The sequence below is a fragment of the Candidatus Poribacteria bacterium genome (assembly GCA_016866785.1).
In the GTDB taxonomy this organism is placed as follows: domain Bacteria; phylum Poribacteria; class WGA-4E.
The window spans coordinates 1-19283 of record VGLH01000080.1 but is presented as its reverse complement, the minus strand read 5'-3'; the positions used below and the strand labels follow the sequence as shown (position 1 = coordinate 19283).

Annotated in this window: 18 protein-coding genes; 8 read left to right on the top strand and 10 right to left on the bottom strand. The window is 65.1% G+C overall.

Annotated elements, in window-relative coordinates; all coding sequences use genetic code 11:
• A partial coding sequence (locus tag FJZ36_12290) for an ABC transporter ATP-binding protein (protein MBM3215682.1) occupies positions 1-881 on the top strand: 881 nt, incomplete at its 5' end.
• Positions 882-912: 31 nt separating this feature from the next.
• Here the strand turns inward: FJZ36_12290 and folE are convergent.
• From folE to FJZ36_12275, 3 genes are read right to left on the bottom strand one after another with little or no spacing between them, the layout of a single operon-like run.
• Entirely contained in the window at positions 913-1575 is a 663-nt protein-coding gene (gene folE / locus FJZ36_12285) for a GTP cyclohydrolase I FolE (protein ID MBM3215681.1), read from the bottom strand.
• A 43-nt stretch (positions 1576-1618) separates the two neighbouring features.
• Positions 1619-1948 carry an NIPSNAP family protein gene (locus FJZ36_12280; protein MBM3215680.1) on the bottom strand — a complete coding sequence of 110 codons (330 nt, stop codon included), beginning with the start codon at positions 1946-1948 and terminating at the stop codon, positions 1619-1621.
• 29 nt (positions 1949-1977) lie between these two features.
• Positions 1978-2883 (bottom strand): D-amino acid aminotransferase, encoded by a 906-nt coding sequence (locus FJZ36_12275; protein MBM3215679.1) that lies wholly within the window; start codon positions 2881-2883, stop codon positions 1978-1980.
• A gap of 134 nt (positions 2884-3017) precedes the next feature.
• Between FJZ36_12275 and pyrE the strand changes: the two genes are divergently transcribed.
• From pyrE to FJZ36_12260, 3 genes are all read left to right on the top strand, one after another.
• Entirely contained in the window at positions 3018-3644 is a 627-nt protein-coding gene (gene pyrE, locus FJZ36_12270) for an orotate phosphoribosyltransferase (GenBank protein MBM3215678.1), read from the top strand.
• Between the two features lie 30 nt (positions 3645-3674).
• On the top strand, positions 3675-5072 hold the full coding sequence (locus FJZ36_12265; GenBank protein MBM3215677.1) for an MBL fold metallo-hydrolase: 1398 nt from the start codon (positions 3675-3677) through the stop codon (positions 5070-5072).
• A gap of 82 nt (positions 5073-5154) precedes the next feature.
• Positions 5155-7086 (top strand): hypothetical protein, encoded by a 1932-nt coding sequence (locus FJZ36_12260; protein MBM3215676.1) that lies wholly within the window; start codon positions 5155-5157, stop codon positions 7084-7086.
• A gap of 11 nt (positions 7087-7097) precedes the next feature.
• Here the strand turns inward: FJZ36_12260 and FJZ36_12255 are convergent, their stop codons facing one another.
• Both FJZ36_12255 and FJZ36_12250 read right to left on the bottom strand, forming a co-directional pair.
• The gene (locus FJZ36_12255) at positions 7098-7916 is read right to left on the bottom strand and encodes a TIM barrel protein (protein ID MBM3215675.1); all 819 of its coding nucleotides are present in this window, start codon (positions 7914-7916) and stop codon (positions 7098-7100) included.
• A gap of 37 nt (positions 7917-7953) precedes the next feature.
• A complete protein-coding gene (locus FJZ36_12250) occupies positions 7954-8859 on the bottom strand; it encodes an acetamidase (GenBank protein MBM3215674.1) in 906 nt (301 codons plus the stop codon).
• Between the two features lie 80 nt (positions 8860-8939).
• Between FJZ36_12250 and FJZ36_12245 the strand changes: the two genes are divergently transcribed.
• Together FJZ36_12245 and FJZ36_12240 are read left to right on the top strand one after the other, a co-directional pair.
• Positions 8940-9914, top strand: a complete 975-nt coding sequence (locus tag FJZ36_12245) for an ROK family protein (GenBank protein ID MBM3215673.1) — start codon at positions 8940-8942, stop codon at positions 9912-9914.
• Positions 9781-10488: a hypothetical protein gene (locus FJZ36_12240; protein MBM3215672.1), complete on the top strand. Its 708-nt coding sequence runs from the start codon at positions 9781-9783 to the stop codon at positions 10486-10488. The genes FJZ36_12245 and FJZ36_12240 overlap by 134 nt, the downstream gene beginning before the upstream one ends.
• A 109-nt stretch (positions 10489-10597) precedes the next feature.
• Here the strand turns inward: FJZ36_12240 and FJZ36_12235 are convergent, their stop codons facing one another.
• From FJZ36_12235 to FJZ36_12220, 4 genes are all read right to left on the bottom strand, one after another.
• Positions 10598-11626 (bottom strand): hypothetical protein, encoded by a 1029-nt coding sequence (locus FJZ36_12235; GenBank protein ID MBM3215671.1) that lies wholly within the window; start codon positions 11624-11626, stop codon positions 10598-10600.
• On the bottom strand, positions 11623-13341 hold the full coding sequence (locus FJZ36_12230) for a hypothetical protein (GenBank protein MBM3215670.1): 1719 nt from the start codon (positions 13339-13341) through the stop codon (positions 11623-11625). Before FJZ36_12230 ends, FJZ36_12235 begins: the two co-directional genes overlap by 4 nt.
• A gap of 92 nt (positions 13342-13433) precedes the next feature.
• Positions 13434-14567, bottom strand: coding sequence for an ABC transporter permease (locus FJZ36_12225; GenBank protein MBM3215669.1), 1134 nt, complete (start codon positions 14565-14567; stop codon positions 13434-13436).
• Positions 14564-15511 carry an ABC transporter ATP-binding protein gene (locus FJZ36_12220; GenBank protein MBM3215668.1) on the bottom strand — a complete coding sequence of 316 codons (948 nt, stop codon included), beginning with the start codon at positions 15509-15511 and terminating at the stop codon, positions 14564-14566. The genes FJZ36_12225 and FJZ36_12220 overlap by 4 nt, the downstream gene beginning before the upstream one ends.
• A 179-nt stretch (positions 15512-15690) precedes the next feature.
• Here FJZ36_12220 and FJZ36_12215 point away from each other — a divergent pair, with 179 nt between their 5' ends.
• Positions 15691-17979 (top strand): hypothetical protein, encoded by a 2289-nt coding sequence (locus FJZ36_12215; GenBank protein ID MBM3215667.1) that lies wholly within the window; start codon positions 15691-15693, stop codon positions 17977-17979.
• On the opposite strand, the gene FJZ36_12210 is transcribed toward FJZ36_12215, so the two are convergent.
• Positions 17976-18839, bottom strand: coding sequence for a LamG domain-containing protein (locus tag FJZ36_12210; protein MBM3215666.1), 864 nt, complete (start codon positions 18837-18839; stop codon positions 17976-17978). The genes FJZ36_12215 and FJZ36_12210 overlap by 4 nt on opposite strands.
• Before the next feature lie 69 nt (positions 18840-18908).
• On the opposite strand from FJZ36_12210, the gene FJZ36_12205 reads away from it, so the two are divergent.
• The coding region (locus tag FJZ36_12205) for a DegT/DnrJ/EryC1/StrS family aminotransferase (protein MBM3215665.1) at positions 18909-19283 on the top strand (375 nt) is incomplete at its 3' end.

The following is a 19283-nucleotide window of genomic DNA, read 5'->3' as shown; positions in this document are numbered from 1 at the left end:
CCGTGCCCCCGCATCGGCGCAACACCGGCATGGTGTTCCAGAACTACGCCCTCTGGCCCCACATGACGGTCTATCAGAATGTCGAATACGGACTGAATGTCCGCAAGGTCTCAACGCCCGAGAAGCGCCGCTGCGTCGCGCAAGCGCTGGAAGTCGTGCAGATGGAGGGGTACGCCCAGCGCACGGCGAACCAGCTCTCCGGGGGACAGCAGCAGCGTGTCGCCCTGGCTCGCGCGCTGGTCATCGAGCCCGACGTGCTGCTGCTCGACGAGCCGCTCAGCAACCTGGACGCGAAGCTACGACTAGAGATGCGGCTCGAAATCAAGCGGATCCATGCCGAATCCGGCATCACCGCGATCTACGTGACGCACGACCAGAAGGAAGCGCTGTCGCTGGCAGATCGGCTGGCTGTGATGAGAGACGGCAAGATCGTCCAGGTGGGCAGTCCGCGCGAAGTCTACAACCATCCTGCAAATCCGTTCGTCGCCGACTTCATCGGCGAGACGAACTTTCTGTCGGGCAGAGTGACCGATGCGGACAGCGGTGGAATACGGGTTGAAACGCCGGTCGGAGCCATCGTCTGCGAGCGGACCGGCATGGCGGTCGGTGAGGAAGTCACGCTGTCGATACGCCCTGAAGCCGTCGAGATCGCCTCGCCGGGCCCTGGCAAGCCGAACCAGTTGGCCGCAACGGTCGTCCGAACGACGTACCTAGGAAACGTCGAGGAGTTCGAGCTCGAGCTCGCCGACAAGACCCCCGTGCGCGCCCTGTCACACAATCCCGGTCTCGCCGACGCTCATCCCGGCGACCGCGTCACGGTCACGTTCGATCCGTCCGACGCTGTGCCACTGCGTCCCCTGCCGACCTCCGAGCACGACTAGGCTCCGACCGCCCTCGCGCTGACTCGTCCCGCTACATCTCGAACCGGTTCACCTTGAGCAGGTCGAAGAACTCCTTCCGCGTGGTCGCGTTCCTGCGGAACGAGCCGAGGACGCAGCTCGTGACCGTGCTGGAGTGCTGTTTCTCGACCCCACGGATCATCATGCACATATGGGCGGCTTCCGAGACGACGCCGACGCCCTGCGGCTGGATCGCCCCCGCCAATGCCCGCGCGACCTGCGAAGTGAAGCGCTCCTGTACCTGGAACCGCCGCGCATACATGTCCACGATGCGAGGAATCTTGCTGAGCCCGATGATTCGACCGTTCGGGATGTACGCGACGTGTACCTTGCCGTAGAACGGCAACAAGTGGTGCTCGCAGAGGCTGTAGAACTCGACATCGCGGACGATGACCATATCGTCCGTGTCTTCGGTGAAGATCGCCTCGTTGACGACCTCGTCGAGGTTCTGTCGATACCCCTGCGTCAGGAACTCCATCGCCCGAGCGGCGCGCATCGGGGTTTTGGCGAGCCCTTCCCTGCCGGGATCCTCTCCGACTTCGGTGAGGAGCTGCCCGTAGAGCTGAGAAAGACGATGAGCCAGCTTGAGATCGTGCCCCGGTTCCTCGTCACGTTCGGAGTAGCCGTTGCGATGCCAGAGCTCTGGCGAATCCTCTCCGCGGAAGCCTTGAGCCATCGGCGGCTGCGTCCTCTCTGGTCGGTCTCGCATGGTCGGGGGGTCAGCGAACCGGCGAGAAGTCGGTGGGCTCGAGGATCTTGACGGCGACGTTCGTCACGAGCGGACCGTCCGCCTCGGAGACTCGACGGGCTTCGATCCACTGGGGATCGGTGCGGAAGCTCTCCCACGCCGCCTGGCGAGCGTTCAGGTCGCTGTATGCGCAGATGTAGACGAGCTCGCTGTGGCTGTGTTCGCCGATGTCAGTCACCCAGAACCCAACCACCTGGATCCCATGTCTCTGGAACAGCGACATGGTGTGCTCGCCGAATCGCTTCAGGATCGCGGGCATCTTGCCGGGCGCGATCGTGTAGATGCGTTCTTCGTAGATCAAGCCGGATGCTCCTGGCTCCAAGGGTGACGCTAGCGAGGCGAGTCGTCGTGGCGTCGAACGCGCTCGTCATAGGCTTCCGCGAGGCGGACGCCCACCGCGCCTGGCTTCCCGCCGCTCACGGGGATGCCGTCCAAGCTCACCACACTATAGACGCCGAAACTCGTGCCGGTCAAGATGACCTCCTGCGCGGATCGCATTTCCTCCAGCGTGAAGGGTCGCTCCTCAACGGCGATGCCGGCGTCTGCCGCGCATTCGATGGCGATCTCGCGCGTAACGCCCGGCAGGATGTGCGGACCCTTCTCGCGCGTCACGAGACTGTCGCCGAGGAGGATGAACAGGTTGGTGCTCGCCCCCTCCGTCATTCGGTTCCCGGCGGCGACGAACAGCGACTCGTACGCGCCCGCGTCCCGCGCCGACTTCTTGGCGACCATGTTCCCCAGAAGGTTCAGCGTCTTGATATCGACCCGACCCCATCGGATCTCCGGGTGCGTGATGACACGAACCCCCTGGTCACGATGGACGGTTTCCTTCTTCGACATGTCGCGCACGGTGACGATGATGGTTGGCGTAATGTCTGCGCGCCAGGCGTAGTCGCGAGGCGACACGCCGCGCGTTATCTGGAAGTAGACGAGCGCGTTCGGTATCTCGCTCGCTGCGTAGGCACGCACGACCTCGTCGCGAATATGCGCGATAGACACGCCCTTGATCCATAGCTCGCGCAGGCTGCCCTCTAGACGGAGCAGATGGCGCTCGAGCGCCCACAGTCGCCCGTCATAGCTCCGGACCACTTCGTAAACGCCGTCGCCGAACTGCAGCCCGCGGTCATCGATGGAGACCTTGGCGTCCTCGACACTGCTGAACACGCCGTTGACACACGCGACTTCCTTCACCGCCGTCCCTTCCGTGGGTCGAACGCTTGTCGCCAAGTATAGCACTCGCCCAAGAGCCCCTCAATCGGCGCTCGCGCAGAACCGCATCGACGCTCAGTCCGTTGGCGTCGTCCCCAACGTTGCCGCGACGCCTGCCGCCGCCTAGAATCGATTCACAGTCTCGACCCAGGAGGGCTCCCATGGCTCTGGCTTCCGCAGACATCGCATCCGCGCTGCGTGCCGCGAACGTACTGAAGCACGGCATCTTCACGCTGCGCTCCGGCGCGAAGAGCCCGATCTACGTCGATCTGAGGCACGTCCCATCCGTGCCGGCGTCCATCGACACGCTCACGGACGCCCTCGCCGAGCGGATCCGGCAGGTCGGAGCCTACATCGTCGCCGGCGCAGAAACGGCGGGAATCCCGCTGGCGGCGATCATCGCCCACAAGCTTCGTCTCCCGATGGTCTACGTCCGCAAGGAACCCAAGGCGCACGGAACCGGTTCTCAGGTAGAAGGCGTGCTGGAGCCAGGAGCCCGGGTCGCTCTCGTCGACGATCTCATCACCCAAGGAACGAGCAAGTTCGTTTTCTTGGATGCTTTGAAGGCAGCGAGCGTGAGGTGTGAGGACGTCGTCGTCATTCTTGACCGCGAACAGGGAGGAACCTCCGCTCTCGCTGCGCGGGGAGCGACGCTGCACGCGTTGATCACGCTTCGACAGCTCCTCGACGAATACACAGCGATGGGAGCTCTGTCTCGCGACCAGCACACCGAGATACGCGCCTACCTCGACGACCCGACCGGCTGGGAGGCTTCGCTGCGAGTCTAGCGTGGCGGCGAGTCACACACGGAGAACCCGATGCGATTGCAGTTCCTCGGCGCGTCCGGCAACGTGACCGGTTCCTGTTATCTGCTCGAGGCGAACGGGTCGCGCATCCTGATCGACCACGGGATGTTTCAGGAACGCGACTACCAAGAGCGGAACTGGGAGCGTTGCCCGGTCGAGCCCGAATCCATGCAAGCCGTTCTGCTGACACACGCCCATATCGATCACAGCGGGCTCATCCCGAAGCTCTACGCTGATGGGTTCGCGGGTCAGACCTACGCCACGCCGGCGACCGTCGACCTGGCGGAAATCATGCTCCTCGACTCCGCCCACATCCAGGAAGAGGACGCGCGCTACAAGTCCGCGCGCCACCGCGTCGAGGGACGCCCGCCGAAGGGGCTCAAGCCTCTCTACACGGAGCAGGACGTGCTCCGATGCCTGCCTCGGCTCCGCAGCGTGCCGTACGAGCGGGATGTGCTCGTGGCTCCGGGCATCACGGCAACCTGGTACGACGCCGGGCACATGCTGGGATCGGCGCATATCCGCGTTCGGGTCGATGAAGGCGGGCGAACCACGACCATCGCCTTCTCGGGAGACGTGGGACAGATGGCGAACCCGATCCTGCGCAGCCCGACGCACCTCGACTTCGCCGATATCGTCGTCTGCGAATCGACTTACGGAGACCGGAAACATCCGACGCGCGACGACGCCATGGCGCGGCTCGGCGAATGCATCGCGAGCACGCTCGAACGCGGCGGGAACCTAGTCATCCCGTCGTTCGCAGTCGGACGAACGCAGGAACTGCTGTTCTTCCTCAAGACGCTCCTGACGCAGGAACGGATACCCGAGCTGCCGACGTTCGTCGACAGCCCCATGGCGATCCGCGCCACGGAGATGTTCCAGCGCCACCCCGAAGCCTGGAACGAGTCGTTCGCGGCGCGGGTATTCGGCGGCGAGGACCCGCTCTACACGCCCAAGGTCCATTTCACGCGCGAAGCCGAAGAGTCGAGAGCCATCGCGCTCTACCCACCGACGACGCTCATCATCTCCGCGTCGGGCATGTGCAACGCGGGTCGCATCAAGCACCACCTGGTCAACAACATCTCCGATCCTCGCAGCACGGTGCTCTTCATCGGCTACCAGGCGGAAGGAACGTTGGGTCGCCTGATCGTCGAGAAGCACAATCCGGTGCGCATCCTCGGCTCGTCGCGAGACGTCAAGGCGCGAATCGAATCCATCTCCGGTTTCTCAGCCCACGCCGACGTCGATGGGCTGTGCGCGTGGGTAGGCGCTTTCGGCACATCGCCCAAGCGCGTGTTCGTCACCCACGGAGAGCCGCGAGCCGCGAACGCCTTCCGCGACCGCCTCTCGAGCGAGTTGGACTGCCCGATCACGATCCCGTCGCTGGGAGACAGTTTCGAGCTTCCGTAGTCCGCCGAACCGCCCAGTGGTTGACGCCTGCGGCTTGATGTGATAGCGTGTGCCCGCATTCAGCCCCGGAGGCACGCGCCCGGTGAAATCGCCCATCGCGACCACTCCGACCCACCGGGTCACTCTCAAAGCCATTCTGATCGGCACGCTGCTCATCCCCGTCAACGCCTACTGGATCATGACGACGGAGATCGTCTGGTACTCCGGTCACCCGACGGTTGTGTCGCTCTTCTTCAACGCCGTGTTCTGTCTCTTCGCGTTGGCGCTGCTGAACCTGGGGCTCCGACGAGTCGCGCCGAAGGCTGCGCTGCGCGACGATGAGCTCCTAGTCGTCTACTCGATGGTGGGCATCGGGTCCGCCATCGCCAGTCACGACGGCGTCCAGATTCTGGTGCCGGCTATTCCGCACGGCTTCTACATGGCGACGCCGGAGAACGAATGGGCGAATCTGTTCCAACGCCTACTGCCGGACTGGCTCACGATCTCCGACACGTCTGCCGTGCAAGGGTTCTACGAAGGACAGTCAACCCTCTATTCATGGCACGTCCTGAACGCATGGCTCAAACCGGCGGTCTGGTGGTGTCTGTTCATCGCCGTTCTCGTGTTCGTCATGCTGTGCTTCAACGTGATCGTGCGGCGCCAATGGACGGAGAAGGAGAAGCTCGCCTACCCCGTCATCCAGCTCCCGCTCGACCTGGGAAGCGACACCAAAGGCTTCTTCTCGTCGCGGCTGGTTTGGGCTGGATTCGCCTTCGGCTTGATCGTCGAGCTCTACAACGGGGCGCACTCGATCTTCCCAACGCTGCCGCTGCTGCCGTACACGCGGCGCAACATCGGCGCGCTCTTGTTCACAGAGAAGCCGTGGAACGCAATGCGGGGTCTCTCGATCGCGTTCTACCCCTATGCCATCGGTCTGGGGTTCTTCATCCCGCTGGACCTGTCGTTCTCGGCATGGTTCTTCTTTCTGACCTGGCAACTGCAGCAGGTGCTCGCGGCGGCGGTCGGGCTCCGATCGCTGCCCGGGTTCCCCTACATCAACGATCAGACGGCCGGGGCGTACCTCACGCTCGGCGTGCTGGCGCTCTGGGCGAGCCGCAAGCATCTGCGCGACGTAGCCCTGCACGTGATCGGGCGTCGGAGGATCGAAGACGAGGCACGCGAGCCCTTTCCCTACCGCATCGCCATCGCGGGACTGGTGCTCGGATCGGTGTTTCTCACGGGATTCTGTCTGTACGCCGGCATGTCCCTGTGGGCGGTGATCGCCTTCTTCTCGCTCTACGCCCTCATCTCGATTGCCGTCACGCGGATGCGGGCAGAGCTGGGAACGCCCGTCCACGACCTGCACTATGCGGGTCCCGAACAGATGATCACGATGGTGCTCGGCACGCGCAGCACTGGTTCGAGGAACCTGACCGTCATGTCGCTGTTCTGGTTCCTGACGCGCGCGTTCCGGGGGCATCCGATGCCGCACCAGCTCGAAGGCTTCAAGATGGCGGAGCGCGTGCATCTGGACAATCGGCGGCTCGTCATCGCGATGACGCTCGCCACGGTCTTGGGGGGATTCGCAGCCTTCTGGGCGTTCCTGGATTTGGCTTACCGGTATGGAACCGTCGCCCGGATCGTCGGACCCGGGCTCTGGTTCGGCACGGAGCCCTTCGCACGACTACAAGGATGGATGACCACGCCGACCGACCCGGATGTGCCGCGCCTGGTCTTTCACGTCGTCGGAGCCGCCGTCACGCTCATCCTGAGCTTCATGCGGGCGCGGTTCGTGTGGTGGCCCCTCCATCCGGCAGGCTACGCGGTTTCCAGCAGTTGGGGCATGGGGGTCTTCTGGTCGTCGCTGTTCGCCAGTTGGCTCATCAAGTGGGTGTCGCTGCGGTTCTACGGCGTGAGGGCACACGCTAACGTGGGACGGTTCATGATGGGAACCATCATCGGGCAGGCGGTGGCGCTCAGCGTGCTGGCGCTCGCCAGCATCGCGGCCGGCGTGAGATTGGGGCTCCCCTGGTAGCCCTCAGTGGCTCAGGCTCCGAAGACCTCCCTCACGTAGCCGCGAGCAAGCTTCGCGTTCTCGGCGAGGCTCCGTGTCAGCACCGTCTTCTGCTCGTAGGCGAGCTCCAGCAGCAGCCAGCCTGAGTACTCGCCTTCCTCCAGCACGCGGCGGATCTCGCGATGGTCGATATCGCCGTCGCGGAACGTCTCGTCCCACGTCCCGCCTTGGGACTGCCGGACGTGCAGGCTGCGGGTCCGCGCGATGACCTCACGCAGAAGTCCGATGGGATCCGCGCCGCCGCGATAGACCCAGTGCGTATCGACGCACAGCGAGACCAGCGCCGGGTCCGTCAACCGGACGTTCGCGCGGAACTCGTGGGCGTTGTTGCGGATCTCCGGATCGTGGTTGTGGATGTAGAGCGACATGCCCAGGGCTCGCAAACCCTCACCCAGGCGGTTCAGACCGTCTGCCTGGATGCGAAGTTCCGCGCCCGTCTTGTCGCGCCCAATCGGGTTCGGATTCACGTTTACGGCTGGACAGCCGATATCCGCCGCGTACCGAGCGAATGACAACGTCTCGGCGATCGTCCGGCTGGCATCATCGACCGTGTGGTAGGCGCCACCGTGATATAGGCTGGGAATCTGGAGCCCGTGTGCGTCGTAGAGCTGGCGAACCCGACGCGCCTTGTCGGCTGTGCCAGCCCACGCCAGGTTGCCCTCTGCACCGTCGAATCCTCCGGCGACGACTTCGCCCAGTGCCTCGTCGAGATCCTCTTCGACCGACTTGCCTTCCTTGCCGAACACCTGGCTCCATACGTAGAGCTGCGCTCCGATGCCGTGAAGCTCCATGGCAGAGACCCTCCTCGCCGCGTTCCGACCAGAGCGTCTAGCGCTCAGGCAGGTGCTTCTTCGCAACCTTCGCGATGTAGGTGTAGGTTGGGTTGACGAACTGCGTGCAGCGCGACTCAAGAACCTGTCCCAGCCAGAGGAACGCGTCGCCCCGGGAGAACCCGTACTCTGCTTCGAGCCATAGCAGCAGCCCGCTCAGCGCCTGGCGGAAGGCGTCCTCGGCGGGACGAGCCATCGCGACCGTTGCGATGTGCGTTGCGTCAACGATCCGAGGCATCACGAAGCCTTGGGGACGCGGCAGGACGTCGCACGACACGACCACGATTCCGCTCGCTTCGATGCCGCCTGCTCCGCAGATCTCGCCGTCGCCCTGGATCGCGTGCATGTCCCCGATGTGGAGCAGCGCGCCGTTCACAGACACGGGGAGAAGCACCGTCGCGCCCGTCGTGATCTCCTGAACGTCGAAGTTGCCGCCCCAGCCGCCGCCCCAGCCGTGGTGATAGCGCTCGCGTGCGGGCGCTGTCCCGACATACCCGATCATGGGCTTCGCCGGGAGTGTCCGACCGTCGCCCCAGTGGATGACGCTGTCCCGGATCTCGACGATCCGCGAGTGCGCTCCCACGCCGGATGCGCCGAGCCATCCGGGCATGGCTCCGGTGTTGCCGCTGTAGCTGGTGAAGCCCATCGGGTCCAGCCGTATCTCGCCGATGTGGACCGCGAGGACATCGCCGGGCTTCGCTCCGTCGACGTACACCGCGCCGCTCGACGGGTTCCCGCCGTACAGCTTGGCTCGCAGCCTGTCTGCGTCGGGATGGTCGTCGAGCCAGGGGCCCCGGTTCACCTGCGTCTGCACCTCGAAGAGCTCTCCGGGCTTCACGTGTAGGGTGGGCGCGTTGTCGGCTCCGATTTCGAAGTAGAGAACATCCGTGGTAGCGCGTTGCATCCGCCCTTGCCTCCCCGATAGGGTTCCGGTAGAACACTGCGGACGAGCGTCGATTCTACACCACGAGCGAGGGCGACGACATGAAGTACGCGCTGGCGGTCGACTTGGGCGGAACCTACATCAAGGCGGGTCTCGTCGCTCAGGACGGCACGATGACGCACACGCGGCAGGTACGCACGAGCGCCGATGCCGGTGGCGCGGTCGTCGGCTCCCAGATCGCGGAGGTCGCCCGCGCTATCTTCGCGGAGAGCGCCCTTCGGCGGGATATCGTGGGGATCGGCTTGGGCTCGCCCGGGCTCATCAGCGCCGACACCGGCGTGATCCACTTCTCCCCCAACTTCGAAGGATGGACAGACATCCCGCTCGCCGACTACGTCAAGGCGGAGCTCCGCGAGTTGAGCTCCCTGCCCGTGTTCCTCGAGAACGACGTCAACGCGATGACACTCGGCGAGCTCACCTTCGGAGCCGGGAAAGGCTGCAGGTATCTGGTGGGCATGACACTCGGAACCGGCGTCGGTGGCGGCGTCGTCATCGACGGCAAGGTCTACCACGGCAAGACCAACATGGCTGGCGAGATCGGTCACATGACGGTTCTGCCCGACGGGCGTCAGTGCGGCTGCGGCAACTTCGGCTGCCTCGAGGCGATGGTGGGCACGGCAGGCTTGATCGAACGCACCCGCGCGAAGATGTCGGCGGGAGCCCGATCGCGGCTGCTTGCGAACATTGATGACCTGACGCCGCGCATGATCGCCGACGCCGCCAAGGAGGGCGACGGCGTCGCCCTCGACATCTTCGCCGAGACCGGGCGCTACATCGGAATCATCCTCGGTTCCATCGCGAACCTGCTGAACCCGGAGATGGCGGTGATCGGCGGAGGCATCTCCGCCGCAGGCGAGGAAATCCTGTTCCGGCACATCCGCGATGAAGCGCGTCGGCGCGCGATGGACACCCCAGCGGACACGATGCGGATCGTGCCGGCGGCGCTCGGAAACGACGCGGGCATGGCTGGAGCCGCCACGCTGGCGTTCCAGGCTGCCGGCGTCCTCCCCTCCTAGACGGAACCGTCGCGGGCACGACCACGTACCAGCCATGACACGCGAGGCGAAGCCGCTCATCGAGCCCATCGGCTCGCAGCGACACGTTCGGTGCTCCTCGAACTTGACGACCGCGATCATTGACACACTTTTCCTGTGCCCGGCGTTCCTATGCGTGCGCCGCGCATACGCGTCGTCGGTGAGGTCAGTCTGCGTCGTCAAGGTGAAGAGGAGCAGCATCGTGCCCTACTCGGTCGTGCACTGGGAAATCAGCCTTCGGAACTCGGAGAGCGCGGACTTCTACCGCAGCCTGTTCGGGTGGCAGCTCGACATGGACAACGACTGGAACTACGGGATGGTCGAGGCAGAAGGCGAGGGCTCCATCGGGGGCGGCGTGACCGTGTCGCCGGATCGCCCCGGCTACCTCACGTTTTACGTCGTGGACGCCAACCCGCCCGAGACCCTCAAGCGGGTCGCGGATCTCGGCGGCAAGGTCATCATGGAACCGATGCCCGTGCCGGGAGTCGGACAGATCGCCATGTTCACCGATCCCGAAGGCAACATGATCGGGCTGTTCAAGCCGGAGCGCCAGTAGGATGCGCCGACCCATCGGGGCGTCGCGAGGCGCGTCGATGGGTCGAAGCTGCCTAGCGGTCGTAGGCTTGGGCTGACGGGCGCGTGCCCGGTGCTCGCCGGTTCCCGCCTCAAGGCACGTCCCGGATCACCGGAACGAGCCTCCAGCCTTGTCCCTCCGTGTACTCCCGCACCGTGAAAACCCAGACGACGACCCGCTTCCCGGCGAGGTTGTCCCTCCGGCGCATCAGGTTGAGCCGCGAAGGAGTCGCGCCGGAGCCTCGCACGCCCACTAGATCGACAGGGAATCCGAGACGCAGCGCCAGGTGGTCCGCCAGCCCTGCCCCCGTGGCGAGCATGTCGCCGCCGTGGAACACGAGCGTGTGGCTGTCTCCGAGAAGGAGCACCGGACTCTCTCGCCACGGCACGACGGTCCTGCCCCGCTCCAACGCCTGAGTCACCTGTACATGCTCCTTGGGCAGTTGGGCGTCGCCCAGGGCGGTCCACAAGTCGCCGGCGATCTCCACGCCGATGGTTCGTGACTCGAACTCCCGACGCGGCGTCGATGCCGTCAGCCCAGGCTTCGCGGCAAGCGCTTCGGCAATCGCGTGGGCGGCGATCTCGATTCCGGCTCCCGACCAGTGAGTGTCCTGACGGCAGTAGATGGGTCGCGCGTCCTCGACATGTTTACGGAACGACGGCGCGAGATCGAGAATCCACACGCCGGCTTCCGCGAGGACGCGCAGGAACTCAGCGTCGGCTCGGTCGATCCGCGCGTCGGCTGGGAGATCGACGCCGACACGCCGCGCCAGGGGTTCAGGCAAGACCGCCGCCTTCGCCGGGACCGGTACGACGAGGAGTTCGATCCGGGCGTTGTCCAACTGGCGCTTGAAATCGAGGATCGCAGGCAGTGGATCGGCGTACGCCGGGTTCGCGCGGCTGACGTTCTTGGCGGCGTCGCCCCAGAACTCGCCGACGCTGAGGTGTCTGAGTTCTGGCGCGAAGTAGAGCCAACCGTCCTCGCCGACAACCACGCTCTGGCTCGATGCCTCTGCCTCGCGTGCCAGGTCTCCCAGCCCACCGAGGAATGCGGCGACGTCAGCCGATAACTTCGGCGACGCGAGCAGCAGGATCGACAGAATCGCAGCGAGACGAGTCATTGCGCCTCCTCCATCAGTTCGCCCCAGTAGGCGTCGAGGAACAACGCATCGTCGCTCTCCAGCTCGATCCGGTTGTACGAGCCGTATCGATCCATCGCCGACGACCACGGCTCCAACCGAAACGAGGCGCGGCTGCCGACTCGCAGACGAGACGCCGGTTGAGCCTGGTTGCCCTGCATGCCCCAGACGTAGACGACGATCTCGTCCGCGCCGCCCGAAGACGGGCTCTCGATCCGCACGGCGATGATCGCGTCTCGATACGGCACCGAGCCGGGCTTCGGCGGCGACGTGCTCTCGACGACGATTCCCGTCACCAAAAGCCGTGTGTCGCCGGTCGGAGTCGTGTCCGGGGTAGGTGGCTGGCTGCCGATATCCGACGGCGCAGTCGGGCTTTCGGGAGCGCTTGGCTCAGGAGTCGAGCTCTCTCTCTGGACAACCGGTGGTGATGGTCGCCGAATCGTCGGCAGATCGATGGGTTTCCAATCGCCGGCGCTCAGCTCGCGCGCGGCAAACTGGTAGATAACGACGCGCTTCCCCGCGAGACGATCCACGCCGCGCGCCAAGTCCTGCGCGAGCTGCTGGCGCGTCGAGAACGCGCCGCCGGAGTTGATGACGATACGGTCAATCGGACGCTGCAGGGCGTAGCTGAGCTGCTCCGCGAATCCGGCGCCGGTTCCCCAGCCCATGCCGTCGAGCGAGTAGATGTTGCTGAAGCTGTCGCCGAGAAGGAGAACATCGGCGGATTCGTCGGGTCGCCACGGTGTCCCGTCCTGCGTGACGACCGGAAGGATCGAGACGGTCTCGGGCGCGTAGAGCCGTTGCTCGCCCGGCAGCTTGAGCATCACAGCGGTATCGCCAAGGTTCGACACGCTCTGCTCGCGGCGCACGTATCCCGCTCCCGGCGCGGGAGGTAACGATAGCGAGTTCGCCAGACTTCGGGCGACGGTTTCCATTGCGCTCGGAGTCCAGTGCGTGTCGGTCATCAGATACTGAGAGTCCGCGCCTCTGGCTCGCCAAAGCGCGTCTGACGGGTCGAACACGGCGATCCCTGCCGCCTCCAGCTCGCGAACGAACGCGGCGTACGACGGGTTCGCCACGGGCTTCGAGGCGTGGAACGCCGATCCCGCCAGCCATTCGGGATGGATGCTCACCTTCGACGGGGTCGGCATGACGACAAGACGAATGCCGCGCCGGTCGAGCTGTCGTTGAAACGCCAGCATCGGCGCAACCGGATCGGGACTCGGAGCCGGTTCCCAGGCGTTTCCGAAACGCGTCCGTCGAGCGAGCTCGCGTTCCTCCAGGAACCCCCTGCCGGTGGCGGCATCGACGTCGATTCGGTAGAACAGCCTCCCGCCGCCAGCCACGTACGCCTGCTCGTTGCCGTATCCGAGCCACCCGGTCAACGCCCGCTGCACGCGAGGAAGCAACCATCCCGAGAGCGCCGAGTCCGATTCGAGGCTCTCCTCGTACTCGTGCATGTCACGCTGAAGCGGCAGGATCCGCACGCCTGCGCTCGTGCGGTCGGGAAGGAGCCATTCGAGGCGGTACGCGGTCGGCACAGTCTGCCAGGCGGCTGCGGCGGACGCGACGTGCTGCACCGCGCCCTCGCTGACGACTGTCCCGATGAACAGGCAGGTCAGCGCAACGGCGACTCGGCGCGACACGGATGGCGCGACCGGGTCTGCAACGTCCCGGATTGGGTTCGCAGCGTTCATCGGATTGCCTTCTCGCCGTGCAGTTCGTCCCGATCATAGCCGCGCAGTGGGGGTCCGGCAAATCGGCGGAACATCGTCCATTGGCTTCGAGGTCAATCGAGACGCTTGCGGAACCGTCTGACGGCGAGGACGTTCATGGCGATGCCGTACGCTCCGAGCACGGCGAACTGGCTCCACAGATGGCGCAACCCGCTCTGCTTCAGGAAGACGCCGCGCAGAATCACCATGAAGTAGCGCGCGGGAACGAGGCGAGTCACCAGCCGCAAGACGATGGGCATGCTGCGGATTGGAAAGACGAAGCCGGAGAGCAGGAACGTCGGAAGGATAGACACGAACACCGTCGTCATCAGGGCTGCCATCTGCGTTTTGGCGACGCACGAGATGAACAGCCCCATGCTCGTCGCACAGTAGAGGAACAGCAGCGAGCCCGCCGCCAGGAGACCCCAACTCCCGCGCATCGGCACGCGGAAGAGCGCAATCCCGATGGCGAACGTCGCGAGCGATTCTCCGAGCGCGAGCACCGCCCACGGCAGCGCCTTCCCGACGATGATCTCGTACGGACGCAGCGGCGTCACGATGAGCTTTTCGAACGTGCCCTGTTCCTTCTCCAAGACGATGGAGAGCGCCGTGGCGTTGGTCCCGACGAGCATCATGATCAGACCGACGACGCCCGGGACGATGAAGAAGGTGCTGCGAAGCTGCGGGTTGTACCAAATACGCGGTTCCGGGCGCACCGGCGGGAACCCGCGAGCTCGCTGACCCGACAACCGCTCGACGCGGGCGATACGAAGGTCGTTGGAAAACGCGCCTGCGATCTGGTCGAGGTAGCTCATCGCGATGGTGGCGATGTTCGCGTTGGTCGCATCGACGACCGCCTGGACGTGAGCTTCCCTGCCATCCGCCAAGTCCGCTGCGAAGCCGCGAGGGATCTCAATTCCCACGAGGGCATCGCCGTGTTCGACGTGATCATCGGTATCGCCGAGACCTTCGACATGGTGGAGGTCGAAATACCCGGAGGCTTCGAGAGACCGCAGGAACGCGCGGCTCTGCGCGGATCGATCCATGTCGTAGACGGCGACGCGAATGTTCCGTACGTCGAGGTTGACCGCGTAGCCGTAGACGATCAGCAGCACCGCCGGCAGGAGGAGCGTCATCGCGAGGGATCCGCGGTCCCTCAGCATCGTCGTCACTTCCTTGCGGAGGACGGCGCCCAGGTTCCCTTTCATGGTGCACCGATGACGGTGGAACCGGATTCCACGAGCGAAACGAAAACGTCTTCGAGTGACGGTCGGATCCGCGAGATCGACGACACCTGCACGCGAGCCCGCTCGAGCTCCTGCCGGACCGCCTCGGCGGACGACTCATCCGCCAGCGTCGCGTGAAGGGCGGCGCCGAAGAGCGCGACATCGCGAACTGCCGCTGACGACCGAAGCGCCGTTAGACCGTTCATCACCGGGGAGCACTCGATCTCGACGAGAACACGCGCGGACTCGGCGTCTTTGAGCTCGTCCGGGCTCCCGTAGGCGATCATCTTCCCGGCGTGCACGAGTCCGAGGTGATCGCAGTGCTCCGCCTCGTCCATGTAGTGCGTCGTCACGAGGACCGTCGTTCCCTGCTGAGCCACCGTGTAGATCAGGTCCCAGAAGTTGCGGCGCGAAATGGGATCGACACCCGATGTCGGCTCGTCGAGGAATAGGATCGGCGGGTCGTGGAGCATCGCGCACCCGAGCGCCAGACGCTGCCGCCAGCCGCCCGAAAGCACGGAGGCGAGCTCATCGGCGCGTTCCGCCAGCCCCGACATCTCGAGGACGCGTCCCTTGCGCGCCCTCAGTTCCCGTCCACCGATTCCGTGGATGCCGCCGTAGAAGTCGATGTTCTCGGATGCCGTCAGGTCTTCGTAGAGCGAGAACCGCTGCGACATGTACCCGATGCTCCGTTTCACGCGTTCGGGGTCTCGGCGCACGCTGTGTCCGGCGACCAGCGCATCGCCATCGCTCGGGGCAAGGATGCCGCAGAGCATACGGATCGTCGTCGACTTCCCAGCGCCGTTCGGACCCAAGAAGCCGAACACTTCCCCTTGGGTGACCTTCAGGGAGAGGCGGTCCACGGCGACGAAGGAACCGAAGCGCCGCGTGAGCTCGTTGGCTTCGATGCTGAACTGGCTGAGCACAGGCGTTCTCAAGGCTTATCGGACGATCCGGCGAGCGGCTTCGTGCCGACGCGATTATACATCGTCCCATCCTGTCAGGAACCGGGCTCGGCGTGCGTTGACGTCGGATCATTCGGCTGATACGGTTGCGTCGCGTTCGCCACCGCCTCGTCTCACGCGTTCGTGCGGAGATATCAGTGATGCTCCCCTCGCTTTACGCGCTCGCCTCGTTCGCCGCTGCCGTCGGAGACCCCGTGCCCGGAACCGAGCCGCTCAGAACCGAAGGCGACCTGGCGGCTCAGATGGTTGCCGGGATGGACCGTTATCTGTCGCGTGAGCTCGACCACTCACCAAGCCGGCGGCACGACCGATGGCAGCGCGACTTCTCCTCCCCCGTGGCGTACGCCCAGTCCGCGGAGCCCAATCGCGAGAGGCTCCGACGCATCCTCGGCGTGGTCGATCCGCGAACGCCGCCGGACATGCGACGCGTGGTCGACGTCGCGGCGACAGGATTGGACGACAGCCCCTTGGGTCGCGGCGACGGCTACACGATCAGCGCGGTTCAGTGGAGCGTGCTGCTCGGCGTCGAAGCCGAGGGCATCCTGCTCGAACCGGACACCGACATCGTCGCCAACGTCGTTGCGCTCCCGGACTGCGATCAGTCGCCAGAGGTTGCCGTGGGACTCGTGCCCGGCGTGCCGTCGCTGTCGCAGTTCGCGAGACGGCTCGTCGAGAACGGATGTCGCGTCCTGGTTCCCGTGCTCATCGACCGTGACGACACGTACTCGGGAACGCCCGAAGTCCGCATGACAAACCAGCCGCATCGGGAGTTCCTCTATCGCGCCGCCTTCGAGATGGGTCGGCACATCATCGGGTACGAGGTGCAGAAGGTCCTCGCAGCGGTGGATTGGTTCAGCGACGGCGCGCTGCCCATCGGCATCGCGGGCTACGGCGAAGGCGGCTTGGTGGCGCTGTATGCCGGGGCTCTCGACGCGCGAATCGCCGCGACGGGCATCAGCGGCTACTTCGGGCCCAGAGAGAACCTCTGGTCGGAACCCATCTATCGGAACGTTTTCCGTCTGCTCGAGGAGTTCGGCGACGCCGAGATCGCCAGCCTGGTTGCGCCACGAGATATCGTGGTCGAGGCGAGCCCCCATCCAGAGGTCGCGGGCCCGCCTCCGCCGCGCGATGGTCGCGGGGGAGCGGCTCCCGGTGCGATCCGTACGCCAGCGACCGAGTCCGTCCGCAGCGAGTTTCAACGCGCCGTCGAGCTGACGCGTGGGATCGAACCGGCTCCCGCGCAGTCATTCGTCGAGTCGAGCGCTCCCGGCAGCGACGCCTTTCTGGACGAGTTCCTGTCCGTTCTGGGAGCCAAGTCACACGGCGATGCCCTCGCCGAGAACGGTTCCGCACCGGCGGCTCGTCGTCCGCTTCCCGACGCCGACGCGCGCACGAAGCGGCAGTTCCTGGGCATCCTGGAACACACGCAGCGGATGATGCGCGAGGGAGAGTACCGGCGGCGGGAATACTGGGCGCAGGCGGACGCTTCCAGCGTGGAACGATGGCGCGAGACCTCGGCGCAGTACCGAGACCGGATGTGGGAAGAGGTCATCGGCAAGCTGCCGCCTGCGTCGCTCCCGGCGAACGCGCGCTCGCGCCAGGTCTACGACGAGCCCGACTACGTCGGCTACGAAGTGGTGCTGGATGTCTACCCGAATGTGTTCGCGTACGGCATTCTGCTGGTTCCCAAGGGCATGTCCGGCGGAGAGCGTCGCCCCGTGGTCGTCTGCCAGCACGGCTTGGAGGGACGCCCGCAGGACGTCGCCGACCCGAACATTCAGAACTCCGCCTACAACCAGTACGCGTGCCGACTCGCAGAACGCGGCTTCATCACCTATGCGCCGCAGAATCCGTACATCGGCGAAGATCGGTTCCGTGTGCTGCAGCGCAAAGCGAATCCTCTGGGGAAATCGCTCTTCTCATTGATCGTGCGGCAGCACGAACGGCTCATCGAATGGCTCGCGTCGTTGCCGATGGTAGACGCCGAACGCATCGCGTTCTACGGTCTGAGCTACGGCGGCAAGACGGCGATGCGCGTCCCGGCGTTGCTGGAGGGATACTGCCTGTCCATCTGTTCGGCGGACTACAACGAGTGGATCTGGAAGAACACATCGTCGCGCTCGCCGTACAGCTACCTCATCACCGGCGAGTACGAGATGTTCGAGTTCGACCTTGGGAACACGTTCAACTACGCCGAGATGAGCTGGTTGATCTGCCCTCGCCCGTTCATGGTAGAGCGGGGGCACCACGACGGCGTCGCGCCGGACGAGTGGGTGGCTTACGAGTTCGCCAAGACGTGGCGGCGTTACTCGCTTCTAGGAATCGGCGACCGAGCCGAGATAGAGGTTTTCGACGGACCCCACAGCATCCACGGCGTCGGGACGTTCGACTTCCTCCATCGGCATCTGCGCTGGCAACCCAGGGGCTAGCGCGCCTTGACGTCTGCCCAGGTCGTCGCCGCCTTGCCGGCAGGTTCGACGGCGAGGACGCGGCCCTGCATGTCGAGCTGAATCTCAGCGTCCGAGAGCGCCCGCTTGTAGAAGACCGCCTCGTCCATCTGTCCGGCGAACCGACCGCCCAGCTTGAGCGCGTCTTTCGTGTCGGGCACTTCCTTGACCCCGGCGGGCGGCGGAGCTTCCGCCATCTTCTTCCCGTCGATGTAGAGCTTGAGCAGCGAGCCGTCGTAGGTCGCCGCCAGGTGGAACCATTTCTTGAGCGGGAAGTCGCCGGGGTTGGTGATCGCCCGTGACGCCGTCTCCTTGATGCCGAAGTAGATCTTCCCGTCGCTCCAGGGCTGAATGAGGTAGCTCATGTTAGCTCCCCAGTCGGTTCCCTTCTGGATGAGCCCCGTCGCCTGCTGCGTCTCCATGTAGACCCACATCTCGGCGGTGAACGCCTTCATTCCGTCCAGCGAGCCGTCGTCGTCGATCTGGATCTCGTCCGCAGCCCCGACCTCGGCAGCTTTGCCGAACTTCCCGTCGACGGCTTTCACGGCTCCCTGGACCCTCCCGTCGCGTCCGTTGCCAGAGGAGTCCTTGATCGTGCCTCCCTGTCCGTCGTCGAGCGTGTAGTAGAAAACCATGTCGCCGGGCACCGCGCGGCACAGCGACGCGATCACGAGGAACGCGCAGGCAACCACACCGATCCGAGCAGCGTGCATCGTCGTCTCCCTCCGAGATGAATCGGTTCGCACACCCGTACATTTGCCCACATCGATCCGCCCGTCAAGCGACACAGCCGGGACGCGCTCCGAACGCTCCGCCGCCGGTGCGATGCTGCGGCGATCCATCTACAATACGCCCAACGGTGCGCCGAAGACCTTTCAGACGCCTAGCTCTGGACGACAGGAGCCCATTCGATGGGAGAGCAACTCGCCGTTCACGGTGGAACCCCCGTCATCGCGCCCGGAACGATCAAGCCGTGGCCCTGGATCACCGACGCCGACCGCGCTGCCGTCGCCGAAGTGCTGTCCGTCGAGAACATCAACGTCCAACGCCAGCACCAGGCGGAGCGGCTCGCCCGCGAGTTCTGCGAGTATCTGGGCGTGGAGCACTGCGTCCCGACCAACAGCGGAACCGCCGCCCTCCACATGTGCGTCGCCGGTTTGGAGATTGGGCCCGGCGACGAGGTCATCACGACGGCTCATACGTACTGGGCGACCGCCGCCGCCGTGCTCCATCACAACGCGATACCCGTCTTCGTCGATATCGACCCGACCACCTACTGCATGGAT